Source organism: Nonomuraea phyllanthi, from assembly GCF_006334985.2.
Taxonomy (GTDB): Bacteria; Actinomycetota; Actinomycetes; order Streptosporangiales; family Streptosporangiaceae; genus Nonomuraea; species Nonomuraea phyllanthi.
Window position 1 is genome coordinate 521,714 of the sequence record NZ_VDLX02000003.1, and the last position, 12,381, is coordinate 534,094.

Below are 12,381 nucleotides of genomic sequence, written 5' to 3' on the forward strand. Positions count from 1 at the left end.
AAAGATAGGATGACTGTCATGGAGAAGATCGACGCCCACCACCACGTCTGGGACCTGGCAGCCCGCCCCCACCACTGGCTCGACCCCGACGCCATGTCGCCCGTCCGCCGCACGTTCACGCTCGACGACCTGGCCGCCCCGGCCGCCGCGGCAGGCGTCGGCGCCACCGTGCTGGTCCAGGTGCTGCCGGACCCCGACGAGACCAGGGAGTTCCTGGCCCTCGCCGCGGAGTCCGACCTGGTGGCCGGCGTCGTCGGCTGGATCGACCTCACCGCGCCCGGCGCCGCCGACACCCTGGCGAGCCTCCCCCCAGGGCTGGTGGGCGTGCGGCACGGCGTCCAGTCCGAGCCGGACCCCGCCTGGCTGGCCCGGCCCGACGTGCGCAGGGGGCTGGCCGCGGTGGCCGCCGCCGGGCTGGCGTACGACCTGCTCACCCTCCCGCACCAGCTGCCCGCCGCCATCGACACGGTGGCCGCGCTGCCCGAGCTGACGTTCGTGCTCGACCACCTGTCCAAGCCGCCGATCGCCGCGGGCGAGCTGGAGCCGTGGCGCGGCCGGATCCTGGAGCTGGCCGCCCACCCGAACGTCTACTGCAAGCTGTCCGGCATGGTCACCGAGGCCGACTGGGCATCCTGGCGGGTGGCCGACCTGCGGCCGTACGCCGAGACCGTCCTGGAGGCGTTCGGGCCCGAGCGGGTGATGTTCGGCTCCGACTGGCCCGTCTGCCTGCTCGCGGCGGACTACGCGCAGGTCGCCGGGGCCGCGGACGAGCTGTGCGCGGGGCTGTCGGACGGCGAGCGGGCCGAGGTCTTCGCCGGTACGGCCCGCCGCGCGTACAAGCTGCATTAGGACACGCGGAACGTGGTGTGGTACGACCGCGACTCCTGCGGCCCGAGCCAGATCATGCTGCCGTCCCGCCTGGCCGCCGCGTCGCCCGCCACGTGGTGGGTGGACGGTTCCAGGCCGACGGCGTAGTTGCCGGAGCGCAGGTTCAGCCACTCGAAGAAGTACGGGAACTCCGCCGCCGGCCACTCCACGCTGACCGTCATCCCGAGCCGGTCGTTGACCACCGCCACCCGGTGCAGCCCGTCCGCGCCGGGGTTCAGCGCGTGCTCGTACACCTGCTCCACGAACCCCGGCACCGGACCGGGGAAGGTCACGTGGTCGGCCTTCTGCTCGGCCACGCTGTCGCTCTGCCAGAGCGTCTCGCGGATGTCGGCCTCGAACCTGGCGCCCTCGTCGAGCAGCGGCCAGCCGAGGTTGATGTGGTAGAGGAACATGTGCGGAGCCGGCTCGAACCCGGCGTTGGTGACGGTGTCGACGAGCCTGATCTCGTCGCCGCCCAGGTCGGCCTCGATGCGGCGGACCAGGCGCAGGTTCTCGGCGAAGACCGCCGCCTGGCGCACCTCTCCCTCGGCCCACAGGACGCAGCGCTCGCCGTCCCAGCGCTCGCCGTACCCGGTGAGCCTGGCCGGGAGGTTGCCCGCGCGGCCGTGCAGCCCGTGCCGCACGGACTGGCGGGGCGGGTAGCGGTAGCTGTCGGCCGGCACCTCGTCGCCGAAGAGCGTGTGGTCGAGCCCGGCCGTGACGATGAGCCCCGAGAACGAGCGCAGCCACGACAGGCCGTCCTCGTCGGCGTTCTCGTGCAGGCCCGGGTGGCGGAAGCCGGTGGGGGAGCGCCAGCCGAACGAGCGCCCGGCGTGCTCGGCGTGCCCGATGTCCATGCACCGGTCCACCAGCACGTCGAACGCCAGCCCCGAGCCGGTCCTGAACTCCAGCGTCCTGATGCCGCGCTCGACGCCGTCCCCGAGCGTCACGAGCCGGACCCCGCCGGCCGCGCTCAGGTCCCCGGTCAGCTCGGCCAGCCGCCTGCGGTCGGGCGTCATGCCATCACCCACCCTCCGTTGACTTCGATGGTCTGCCCCGTCACGAACGAGGCGTCAGGTCCCGTCAGGAACGACACGACGGCCGCCAGCTCTTCGGGCGTGCCGCGCCGCTGGAGCGCCTGCCGCTCCAGGACGAACCGGTTGTACGCCTCCGGGTCCTCGTGGATCTCCTCGGCCGCCGTCGGGAACGCCCCGGGCGAGACGCAGTTGACCCGGATCTCGCCGGGCCCGAGCTCGCGGGCCAGCGCCCTGGTGAGGGAGGTCGCCGCGCCCTTGGTCGCCACGTACGCGGCCAGGTCGGACCAGCCGCCGTGCATGGTGATCGAGGCGACGTTGACGATGGCGCCGCCCGAGGTCATCTGCCTGGCGGCGTGCTGGGCCATCAGCCAGTAGGCCCGCTGGTTGACCGCGTGCACGTCCTCGTACTCGGCCAGCGGCACCTCCAGGAACGGCCGGGCCGGGTAGATCGCGGCGTTGTTGACCAGGATCCCGACCGGGCCGAGCCGGGCCGCCGTCTCGGCGAACGCGGCCTCGATCGCGTCCGCGTCGCGCAGGTCCACCTTGAGGTTGAGCGCGCCTTCCAGCGCGCTCGCGTCCAGGTCGAGCGCCGCCACCTGGTGGCCGTCGGCGGCCAGGCGGCGCACGATCGCCCGGCCGAGAGCGCCGGCGGCGCCTGTCACGAGCGCCGTGGTCATGTCTGCCTCCATTCGTTCCGCAGGGTCATGAGGAGGTCGCGGGGCTTGGCACGGGCGAGCAGCCCGTCCCGGATGAGCGCCGACGAGCGCTCCTGCAGCGCGATGTAGCCGGGGAAGCGCGGCCTGATCCAGGCGGCCTCCATCGTCGCGAGCGTGGGGGCGTCCCGCCAGGCCGAGCGGGCGGCCGGCTGCCCGCCGAGGGCGGGGAACAGCCCGGCCTGCACCGGCTCCGACAGCAGGCGGCGCAGGTGGGCGCGCACGGCGTCGCGGACCAGGTCCACCCGCCGCCGCGAGACGGCGAGCCCGGTGCCGCCCAGCACGCTCCCGGGCGCCCGGCCCGGCCAGGCCGGCGCGTCGGAGAAGGCCAGCGGGTACGTGCCGTACTCGTACACCAGGGGGCAGTACACGGGCCCGCCCGCCGCCATCGCGTCGAGCACGCCGATGGGGTTGAGCAGCGACACCTCGCGGTCGGCGAGCGCGAGCAGCTCGCCCATCACCTCCAGTGCCCGCAGCCCCGCCTCGGAGTCCTGGAAGTCGCCCGAGCACAGCGCGCAGAACATGAGGAACGCGTGCGGCCCGCCCAGGCACAGCGCCGTCCGCGTGCCCCGCGCGAATTCCGCCATCTCCGGCCACGTCCCCGGCGCCTCGACGCCCGACCGGGCGACGGCGACCTGGGTGGCGGCGTCCAGCGGCAGCGCCCACTGGCGGCCCTCCAGGTGGTAGCTCTCCCAGGTGCGGCCGACCGTGCCGGCCCGCATCCGCGCCAGCTCGCCCGCCTCGAACAACTCCTCCATCGGCACCAGCGCGTCCAGCGCCGCGCCCAGCCCCGGATGGTCGATCACGAGCACGTCGTACGTCTCGCACAGCGCGGCGATCGGCTCCGACTCGAACCCCTCCAGCGGCTGCCGGTCCCATGCGATCGGCTCCGGCACGGCGCCGTACGAGCGGTCGCCGGCCGCGTCGAGCCGGGTCAGCTCGTCCAGCGGGGCGTACCCCCGGGGATGGTCCCAGGTCAGTCCTCGCATGCCAGCACGCCCTCCGCCACCAGCTCGGCCGTGCGCTCCGGCGGGTAGCCGAGCTCCTCCAGCAGCTCTCTGGTGTGCTCGCCCACCAGCGGCGCGCCCCTGCGCACCTCCGGCGGCGTGGCGCTGAAGCCGTAGGGGAAGCCGGGCGTGGTGACCGTGCCCTCGGTGCGGTGCTCGTAGGTGACGAACGAGCCGTTGTGCCGGACCTGCGGGTCGGCCACCAGGTCCGCGTACCCGTACACCGGGCCCGCCCACAGGTCGTGGCGGGCGCAGATCTCCAGCCACTCGGCCGTCGTGCGCTCCGGCAGCCGCCGGGCGACCATCGCGGTGATCTCGTCGCGCCTGGTGTGGCCGTCGGCGTCGCCGTCCATGCCGGCCAGCTCCGGCAGGTCCAGCGCCACGGCCAGCGCGTCCAGCCGGGGCATGCCGAGCGCGAGGTAGCCGTCCTTCGTGGCGAACACGCCGTACGGCGCCCGGATGTAGGTGTGGCCGTGCGGCTCGCGCCCGCGCCGCTGCGGCACCCCGCCGACCGTGAAGATCGACAGCTCCTGCATCTGCACGGCGACGGCCGCGTCCAGCATGTTGACGCTCACCCGCTGGCCCTCGCCGGTACGCTCGCGGTGCAGCAGCGCGGCCAGCGCGCCCTCGAACGCGCTGTAGGCGGTGATGGCGTCGATGGCGTACGTGCCCGCGGGCGCGGGCGGGTCGCCGTCGCGGCCGGTGCTCAGCATGGCGCCGCTCATCGCCTGCAGCAGCAGGTCCTGGCCGGGCCTCGACAGGTACGGGCCCGTCTCGCCGTACCCGGACATGGAGACGTACACGACGGCGGGGTTGAGCCCGCTGATCGTGTCGTAGTCCATGCCGAGCCGCTCGGCCACGCCGGGGCGGTAGTTCTGCAGGAACACGTCCGCCGTCGCGGCGAGCTTGTGCACGATGGCGCGGCCCTCGTCCGACTTGAGGTTGACGGCGAGGCTGCGCTTGTTGCGGTTGAGCGACAGGAACGAGGCGTTGACCCGCTTGCCCGTCGCGCCGCCCGCGGGGGCGTGCCGCTGCCACTCGCCGGTCACCGGCTCCACCTTGACCACGTCCGCGCCCAGGTCGCCCAGCCGCATGGCGGCCAGCGGGCCCGCCATCGCGATGGACAGGTCGACCACGCGGTAGCCGTCGAGAACGCCCATCAGCGCCCCTCGAAGACCGGGTCGCGGCGCTCGGCGAAGGCGGCCCTGCCCTCGGCCGCGTCCCGCGTGGCGAAGCAGACGGTCTGCAGGTCGCGTTCGTACTGGATGGCCTGGTCGAGCGGCATCGAGTAGGCGGCCTTGAGGTTGGCCTTGGCGGTCTGCGCCGCGATGGGCGGGCGCTTGGCGATCGCGCCGGCCAGCTCCAGGGCCGCGGGCAGCAGCTCGTCCTGCGGGAACACGTCGGTGACCAGCCCCCAGGTCTGGGCGCGGGCGGCGCCGACCGGCTCGCCGGTCAGCAGCATGGTGGCCGCGTTGCTCGGCCCGACGGCGTGGGCCAGCAGCGCCGACTGGCCGCTGCCGCCGATCCAGCCGAGCTTGATCTCCGGCGCGGCGAACGTCGCCGTCTCGGCCGCCAGCCGGATGTCGCAGGCCATGGCCAGCTCCAGGCCGCCGCCGTAGGCGTAGCCGTTGACCGCCGCGACGATCGGCTTGCGCAGGGCGCGGACCGCGTCGCCGTAGTCGCCGCGGTTGCGGAACTCCCACGGCGTGGCGTACTCGTCCAGCTCCCTGATGTCGCTGCCCACGCAGAACGAGCGCTCGCCCGCGCCGGTGAGCACCGCCACCCGGATGGCGTCGTCGGTGTCGACGCGGGTCAGGCAGGCACGCAGCGCGGCGGCCATGTCGGGGGTGATCGCGTTGAGCTTGGCGGGTCTGTTGAGGGTGACGACGGCCACCGGGCCGTCGATGTCGATGAGGACGTCCAAGGGTCGGCTCTTTCTCGTTTCTAACAGCACAGGCGTGCGTGCTGCTCGGCATCGGCGCGCGCGACCTCGACCACCCCGCGCATGGCCTCCTCGGCCTTGCGGTGGTGGTGGCGCCTGATCGCGAGGGCCACGCGCTCGTGGCCGGGCAACGTCTCCTTGTTGTGCGCGACCGACCGGGTGTGCACCTGGCGTACGGACCGCAGGGCGATGCTGATCATGTCGTAGACGTAGAGCAGCAGGTCGTTGCCCGCCGCCGCGAACACCGCCTTGTGGAAGGCCAGGTCCGCCTCGATGAACGGCTCGGGGTCGTCGGCCGTGGCGTACAGGGCCGCCAGCGCCTCGTCGATGCGCTGGATCGCGCCCGCGTCCGCCCGCTCGGCCGCCACTCTGGCCGCGCCCGGCTCCAGGGCGACGCGCAGGTCGGCCAGCATCCGGACGTCCTCCGGGCGCGGCTCAGGCTCGAAGCGCCAGCTCAGCACGTCGGGGTCGAGCAGGTTCCAGGACGCGCGCGGGCGCACCCTGGTGCCGGCGCTGCGCCTGGTCTCCAGCAGGCCCTTGCCCGCCAGCACTTTCACGCCCTCACGCACGGCGGAGCGCCCGACGCCGAGCTCCCCGACGAGCTCCTCCTCGATGGGGATGGACGTGCCGGGCGGCAGGGAACCGCCGACGATGCGGGCGCCGAGGGCCTGGACGACCTGGGCGTGCCGGTCCGGCTTGGGATCGATTGCCACGCCCTGGACGCTACCGCTCGCGCCAGATTTTTCATAGCATTTCATCTGATGAAGATGAGATTTCATCCGATGAAGTGAGGCTCATGACCAAGAGGCTAGGACTCATCCACACCTCCGCGACGCTGGTCGACGTGTTCGCCGCCCTGTGCGCCGAGCACCTGCCGGGGGTCGAGACGTTCAACATCGTCGACGACAGCCTGATCAAGAACACCGTCGCCGCCGGCCGGCTCACCCCGCAGACCGCCCGGCGGGTCGCCGGGCACATCGGCTCGGCGGAGGCGGCCGGGGCCGATCACATCCTGGTGACGTGCTCCTCGATCGGCGCCGCCGTGGAGGCCGCCGAGCCGCTGACCGGCGTGCCCGTGACACGCGTCGACCGCCCGATGGCCGACCGCGCCGTCGCGCTCGGCGACCGGATCGGCGTGCTCGCCACCCTGTCCACCACCCTCGACCCCACCGCCGACCTCGTACGGCGGCGCGCCGCGGCGGCGGGCAAGGAGATCACGCTGACCGCCAGGGTGTGCGAGGGCGCCTTCGAGGCCCTGATGAGCGGCGACGCCGCCACCCACGACGAGCGGGTCGCCGGCGAGCTGGCCGCCCTGTCCGGCGAGGTGGACGTGGTCGTGCTGGCCCAGGCGTCGATGGCCCGCGTGGCCGGCACGGTCGAGTCCCGCGTGCCCATCCTGGCCAGCCCGCCGCTCGCCATGGAACACCTGGCGGGGGTGCTGTGACGGCCCACACCGTCGCGACGTACCGCGTGCTCACGCGCCTGCCGCTGGAGCGGGCCGTGAGCGCCGTCGCCGGGGAGCAGAGCACCGGCACCTTCGTCAGCGTGCGCGGCGAGACCGACGAGCTGCGCGCCCGGCACGGCGCCGTGGTGCGCTCCATCACGGAGATCCCGCCGCCCGTCTCCGAGCCGCTGCCGGGCGCGACCGGGGACGGGCCGCTCAGGGCGGCCCTCGTCGAGATCGCCTTCCCCCTGGAGAACACCGGTCCGTCGCTCACGAACCTCCTCCCGGTGGTCGCGGGCAACCTGTACGAGCTGCGCGAGCTGGCCGGGCTCAAGCTGGTCGACCTGGAGCTGCCCGCCGCCTTCTGCGACGCGTACCTGCCCGCCGGGTTCGCCGTGGAGGGCACCCGGCGGCTGGTGGGCCGCCCCGAGGGCGTGCTGATCGGCACCATCGTCAAGCCGAACGTCGGGCTGCGCCCCTCCGACTACGTCGACCTGGTGCGCGAGCTCGGCCTGGCCGGCGCCGACTTCATCAAGGACGACGAGGTGAACGGCGACTGCCCGCCCGCCCCGCTCGCTCAGCGCATCCGCGCGGTGGTCTCGGCCCTCGACGAGGTGGAGCGGCGGACCGGGCGGCGGCCGATGTACGCGTTCAACATCAGCGACGAGCCCGACCGCATGCTGCGCAACCACGACATGGTGGTGGCGGCCGGCGGCACCTGCGTGATGGTCAACGTGAACGTCGTCGGCCTGCCGGCCGTCGCCATGCTGCGCAGGCACGCCAGGGTGCCCATCCACGCCCACGTCACCGGCACCGGGGCGCTGTTCCGGCATCCGGCGATCGGGATCGAGCACGTCGCGTACCAGAAGCTGGCCCGCCTCGCGGGCGTCGACCAGCTGCACTGCGGCGGCTTCCACAGCAAGTTCTACGTCACCGACGACGACGTCGCCGCCACCGTGGCGGCGGTGCGCGAGCCGCTGCTCGGCGGCTTCCCCTGCCTGCCCGTGCTGTCGTCCGCGCAGTGGGCCGGCACCGCGCCCGTCACCCTGGAACGCGCCGGGACCACCGACCTGCTGGTGCTGGCGGGGGGCGGCGTCCTCGGCCACCCGGACGGGCCGGCCGCCGGGATCGCCAGCATCCGTCAGGCGTGGGCGGCGTCGGCGGCCGGCGTGCCGCTGGACGAGGTGGACGAGCCGGAGCTACGGGCCGCGCTCAACCGTTTCGGCGGGGTGGTCCGCAAGTGAGCCGTCCTTCTGGGGAGGCGACGGGACGGGTGGCGCCTCTCGGCCGGGCGGCGTGTCTCGGACGGGTGGTGTCATGACGCTCTTCGCCTTCGTCGCGGACGATTTCACGGGCGCGACCGACGCTCTGTGGCAGTTCAGGCGGTTCGGGCTGACCGGCTCGCTGGTCACCGACGTGGCCCACCTGCACGACGGCGACGACGTCATCGGCCTGGCCACCACAGCCCGCGCCGAGCCGGACCCGGTGCCGGCCGTGCTTCCGGCCTTCAAGGCGCTGGCCGCCCTGGAACCCCTGGTCATGCAGTACAAGGTGTGCTCGACGTTCGACTCGTCCCCCTCGCACGGGAGCATCGGCGCGGTCATCGCGGCACTCCGGCGCGAGGGCCTCGCCCGAGGCCCCGTGCCGGTCCTCGCCGCACAGCCCGAACTGGGGCGCTACACGTGGTTCGCCAACCACTTCGTACGGGCGGGCGCGGAGGTCCAGCGGCTCGACCGCTACCCGCCGATGCGCGACCACCCGGTGACCCCCGCCTCGGAGGCCGACCTGCGTCTCCGTCTGGCCGAGCAGGGGGCGGGGCCGGTGGGGTGGCTGCCCGCGTCGCCGTCCGGGGAGGCGTACCGGGCGCTGGACGGGGAGGCGGCGTTCGTGGCGGACGCGGTGACGGAGGAGCACGTCCGTGCGCTCGGCCGCCTGCTGCTGGCCGACGCCGCCCATCGCGCCCCGCTGTTCTGCGTCGGCTCAGGCGGCCTCAGCTACGCCCTCGCCTCAGCCCACACCGCCCCGGCCCCGGCCCCGGACGGCACGGCGCGCCCGGCGGACGCCATGGAGCCGTACGGGGGACGGGACACCAAGCCCGACATGCTCGGGCCGGCCACGCCGGTACTGGTGGTCTCCGGCAGCCGCTCCCCGATCACCGCCCGCCAGATCGACACGGCCGAACGAGCAGGATGGCGCGTCCTGGACACCCCCTCCGACCCTGCGCCGGATGCGTACGGGAAGGTCCTCGCCCAGGTGACGGAGAGCCTTTCCGAGGGCCGGCACACGATCGTCCAGTCGACACGGGGCCCGTCCCGAGACCCGGCCGGCATCGGCGAGCAGTTGGCCAGGCTGGCCTCCGACGCCGTCGGGACCGGCCTGGTGGGGCGGCTGGTGGTGGCGGGCGGCGACACCTCAGGCCAGGTCGTGGCGTCCCTCGGCGCCAGCTCCCTGGACGTGGTGACCTCCCTCGCCCCCGGCGCCCCGGTATGCGTGCTGACCTCGGACAATCCCGCATGTGACGGCCTCGAAGTAGCTCTGAAGGGCGGCCAAGTGGGCGGTGGCGACTACTTCCTGCGCGCCGCCGCGGGCACGCCGCCGCCCTGACATACCCTCGCCTACGACCTACGGAGTACGGACCGCGCCCCGGTGCACGCCCGCGGGCGCAGCCGGGAACGCCCCTCGCGCCTGACGCCCCGAGCCCCCGCGCCGGGCAGTGTGGACTCCCGAGGGAACGGCCGCGATGCGCGAGGGAGTGGGAGTCATGATGTATCAAGACCTGCAGGGCAAGGTCGCACTGGTCACCGGCGGCTCCGGGGGGATCGGGCGGGAGACCGCGCGGGTGCTGGCCGAGCAGGGCATGCGCGTCGTGATCAACGGCCGCGCCCCGGTGGCCATCGAGGCTGCCGTGAAGGAGATCGGCGGCTCGGCGATCGGGGCGGCCGCCGACACCACCGACTCCGCCGCCGTCGAGGCGATGCGCGAGGAGGTGGAGCGGCGGCTCGGCCCCGTGGACGTGCTGGCCATCTTCGCGGGCGGCGGCACCGGGCGGCCCAGCCCCATCGACCAGACCAGCGAGGACGACTGGCATGCCACGCTGAACGCCAACCTCACCTCCACGTTCCTGGTCATCAAGAGCTTCCTGCCCCGCATGCGTGAGCGGCGGAGCGGGTCGATCATCACGATGTCGTCGCTGGCGGCCCGTACCCCGACGCCCGCCTCGGTGGCGTACACGGCGGCCAAGGCCGGCATCATCGCGCTGACCAAGCAACTCGCGCACGAGCTCGCGCCCACCGGCATCCGGGTCAACGCCGTCGCCCCATCGACGATCATGACGGACCGGCTGGAGGGGCGGATGCCGCAGGAGTTCAAGGACCGCATGCTGGCGGAGCACCCGCTCGGACGGCTCGGCACCCCGCTCGACGTGGCGAACGTGACGGCCTTCCTCGCCTCCGACGCCTCCTCCTGGCTCACGGGGCTCACGATCGACGTCGCGGGCGGCAAGTGGATGCCGTGAGCCACCACGCCCCGATATTTCATTCCGCCGTCGGCTCGTCCCAGATCGACGTGCCGTACAACACCTGGTAGTGATCAACCGGGATGACGATGTCCGCTGTCTCGACCGGGCGCGCGTCGGCGTAGTACGTGCGCTCGATCGTCAGCACGATGGCAGGGGGCCTGATATCGAGCGTCTTGGCCTTATCGACTGTGGCGTTCCGGGCGGACACCACCTCGGCCGCGTGAGTCACCTGGACGCCGATCTGCCGCAAGAACATCACCGGTTGGCCGTCCCCGCGAAACCCGTACTGTGTCCATATCACTTCGGGCGCTGACGCCGTTCGGCTGTTGTAATCCCAGGAACCTGTCAGCCCCTGGCTCGCCATGTGGCTACGGATACTGAACGCCGTGACGACACCACTCGTTTCGCCACGGCGTCGCACGCCGTGGCTCTCATAGGTCATGCTCAGGCGGGATTCGCAGGTCCACAACACGCAGGGTGGAGACAGACTTCTCCGCGGCCAGTTCGCGTAGCTCGTCCAAATCTCCGCTCGCGACGAATCCGTAAGCGAGGCCGGAGTGCGCCGCACCGCGCAGCTCTGTCAGGTTCAACCCGGATGCGGCCAGAGCAGGCTGGTCCTCAGCGGTAAGGCTGGAAACCCAGGCGCGAAATCCCGACACAGGAGACGCGGGGTGGTCGGAGGCGCATGTCGGCAGTCCTCGGTCCATGCAGAAGGACACGCCCCACGAAACGGGTTTGCGGTCTCTTCGGCGCGGCGAGAAGAAGAGAACGTCGGCACCGCCGGGCCAGAACCTCTGAATCGATTCCTCCGTCTGCGGGGCGGCCAACCACACAACGGCGAGCGCGACGACACCGCGGCGGGGCACCTCTGATTTCAGTAGCGCCTCATCCTCAGGAAGTAGCCGCCGCCGGGCGTCCTCGTCCGGCATCTTCAGCGCTCTCGTCATTCGCCAGTCAACCAACTCGGGTGGTGACGGCAGCCCCTTCTCATCCAACTTCAGGGTGACCGGACGCCTCGCTTCGGGCCCATGCGTCAAAGGAAGCGGAGGGCGGGGCTCCACCAGCACGGAAACGGCATCATCCGTTGCCGGGGCTGCTCCGTCCACGGTGAACAGATAGTCCGGATGGGCCGCTGACAAGGCGTTGATCAGCAGGAATCGCCGATTCGCTGCGGCGGGCTCATTTCGCCCATGCACCAGTGGCGCCATCGCCACCGCTACAAGGGGGATGGCGACGACCAGCAGGATCGCCACACCGAACCGTTTAGACGACACGACCACGGCCTGAGCCATCGAGGTCAGCCTAGCCCTCCGAAATCAATGATCTTCCAAGGGGCGTCGTCCGACTGCCTCCCTACTAGAAAGCTATAGGGAAAATGCCGGTCGTCATTCGGGGGCTCTTCGTCGCATCGGCGAACCTCGATCCCAACGTAGACTCTCTGGACTTTCCGATAACCGCCAGGCCCGTAGGTGTCGGGATTTGGCTCGCTGACCTCGGAGACTTTTATGTTGGTCCATGTATCTATTGGATCATCAGGCCAGCTGTGGACACGTTCGTAATAAGATGAGGACGATAAGGAACGAACCGCATCGGTATCGCGCGCCTCTATCGCATTGAGGTATGCGCGGACCACAACGTCGGCAGTAGCATTGGGCTTCGGCAGAATGACCGGTGGGCCCTGTGTGACCGTACAAGTGGCACAGCCGCTGTCGAAGTTCACAATAAATAAGGTGACCAGTGCCACAGCTATGCTTCGCATTTTCATATGGGGAATCCTTTGGCTGGATACAGTAGTAAGGAATGAGTTTTTCGCTTATTAGAAAAGCTCATTCCTTACTGCATGGGATATGTCGC

The 12,381-nt window shown here is 71.8% G+C and carries 14 protein-coding genes; 5 read left to right on the forward strand and 9 right to left on the reverse strand.

The features are described from left to right. The first annotated feature begins 18 nt into the window (after positions 1–18). On the forward strand, positions 19–849 hold the full coding sequence (locus FH608_RS11195) for an amidohydrolase family protein (RefSeq protein ID WP_139630340.1): 831 nt from the start codon (positions 19–21) through the stop codon (positions 847–849). On the opposite strand, the gene FH608_RS11200 is transcribed toward FH608_RS11195, so the two are convergent. From FH608_RS11200 to FH608_RS11225, 6 genes are read right to left on the reverse strand one after another with little or no spacing between them, the layout of a single operon-like run. Beyond that, on the reverse strand, positions 846–1,886 hold the full coding sequence (locus tag FH608_RS11200) for an aldose 1-epimerase family protein (protein WP_139630341.1): 1,041 nt from the start codon (positions 1,884–1,886) through the stop codon (positions 846–848). The genes FH608_RS11195 and FH608_RS11200 overlap by 4 nt on opposite strands. Beyond that, positions 1,883–2,581: an SDR family NAD(P)-dependent oxidoreductase gene (locus tag FH608_RS11205; protein ID WP_139630342.1), complete on the reverse strand. Its 699-nt coding sequence runs from the start codon at positions 2,579–2,581 to the stop codon at positions 1,883–1,885. The genes FH608_RS11200 and FH608_RS11205 overlap by 4 nt, the downstream gene beginning before the upstream one ends. Then, entirely contained in the window at positions 2,578–3,606 is a 1,029-nt protein-coding gene (locus tag FH608_RS11210) for a type 2 periplasmic-binding domain-containing protein (RefSeq protein WP_139630343.1), read from the reverse strand. Before FH608_RS11210 ends, FH608_RS11205 begins: the two co-directional genes overlap by 4 nt. Continuing rightward, entirely contained in the window at positions 3,594–4,784 is a 1,191-nt protein-coding gene (locus tag FH608_RS11215) for a CaiB/BaiF CoA transferase family protein (protein WP_139630344.1), read from the reverse strand. The genes FH608_RS11210 and FH608_RS11215 overlap by 13 nt, the downstream gene beginning before the upstream one ends. Beyond that, positions 4,784–5,548 carry an enoyl-CoA hydratase/isomerase family protein gene (locus tag FH608_RS11220; protein WP_139630345.1) on the reverse strand — a complete coding sequence of 255 codons (765 nt, stop codon included), beginning with the start codon at positions 5,546–5,548 and terminating at the stop codon, positions 4,784–4,786. Before FH608_RS11220 ends, FH608_RS11215 begins: the two co-directional genes overlap by 1 nt. A gap of 20 nt (positions 5,549–5,568) precedes the next feature. Then, the gene (locus tag FH608_RS11225; protein ID WP_193318349.1) at positions 5,569–6,279 is read right to left on the reverse strand and encodes a FadR/GntR family transcriptional regulator; all 711 of its coding nucleotides are present in this window, start codon (positions 6,277–6,279) and stop codon (positions 5,569–5,571) included. Positions 6,280–6,362: 83 nt separating this feature from the next. Between FH608_RS11225 and FH608_RS11230 the strand changes: the two genes are divergently transcribed. The 4 genes from FH608_RS11230 to FH608_RS11245 all read left to right on the forward strand — a co-directional run bounded on the left by FH608_RS11230 (position 6,363) and on the right by FH608_RS11245 (position 10,524). After that, a complete protein-coding gene (locus FH608_RS11230) occupies positions 6,363–7,010 on the forward strand; it encodes an aspartate/glutamate racemase family protein (RefSeq protein ID WP_139630347.1) in 648 nt (215 codons plus the stop codon). Next, entirely contained in the window at positions 7,007–8,254 is a 1,248-nt protein-coding gene (locus FH608_RS11235) for a RuBisCO large subunit C-terminal-like domain-containing protein (protein ID WP_139630348.1), read from the forward strand. The genes FH608_RS11230 and FH608_RS11235 overlap by 4 nt, the downstream gene beginning before the upstream one ends. A gap of 73 nt (positions 8,255–8,327) precedes the next feature. Continuing rightward, positions 8,328–9,614 carry a four-carbon acid sugar kinase family protein gene (locus FH608_RS11240; RefSeq protein ID WP_139630349.1) on the forward strand — a complete coding sequence of 429 codons (1,287 nt, stop codon included), beginning with the start codon at positions 8,328–8,330 and terminating at the stop codon, positions 9,612–9,614. Between the two features lie 157 nt (positions 9,615–9,771). Further along, a complete protein-coding gene (locus tag FH608_RS11245; protein ID WP_139630350.1) occupies positions 9,772–10,524 on the forward strand; it encodes an SDR family NAD(P)-dependent oxidoreductase in 753 nt (250 codons plus the stop codon). Between the two features lie 19 nt (positions 10,525–10,543). Here FH608_RS11245 and FH608_RS11250 read toward each other — a convergent pair whose 3' ends face one another. The 3 genes from FH608_RS11250 to FH608_RS11260 are packed head-to-tail and all read right to left on the reverse strand — an operon-like array spanning position 10,544 to position 12,292. Then, entirely contained in the window at positions 10,544–10,969 is a 426-nt protein-coding gene (locus FH608_RS11250; RefSeq protein ID WP_139630351.1) for a UTRA domain-containing protein, read from the reverse strand. Beyond that, complete coding sequence (locus tag FH608_RS11255; RefSeq protein ID WP_139630352.1) at positions 10,959–11,819, reverse strand: hypothetical protein; 861 nt, start codon at positions 11,817–11,819, stop codon at positions 10,959–10,961. The genes FH608_RS11250 and FH608_RS11255 overlap by 11 nt, the downstream gene beginning before the upstream one ends. A 5-nt stretch (positions 11,820–11,824) precedes the next feature. Then, complete coding sequence (locus tag FH608_RS11260; RefSeq protein WP_139630353.1) at positions 11,825–12,292, reverse strand: hypothetical protein; 468 nt, start codon at positions 12,290–12,292, stop codon at positions 11,825–11,827. Positions 12,293–12,381 lie beyond the last annotated feature (89 nt).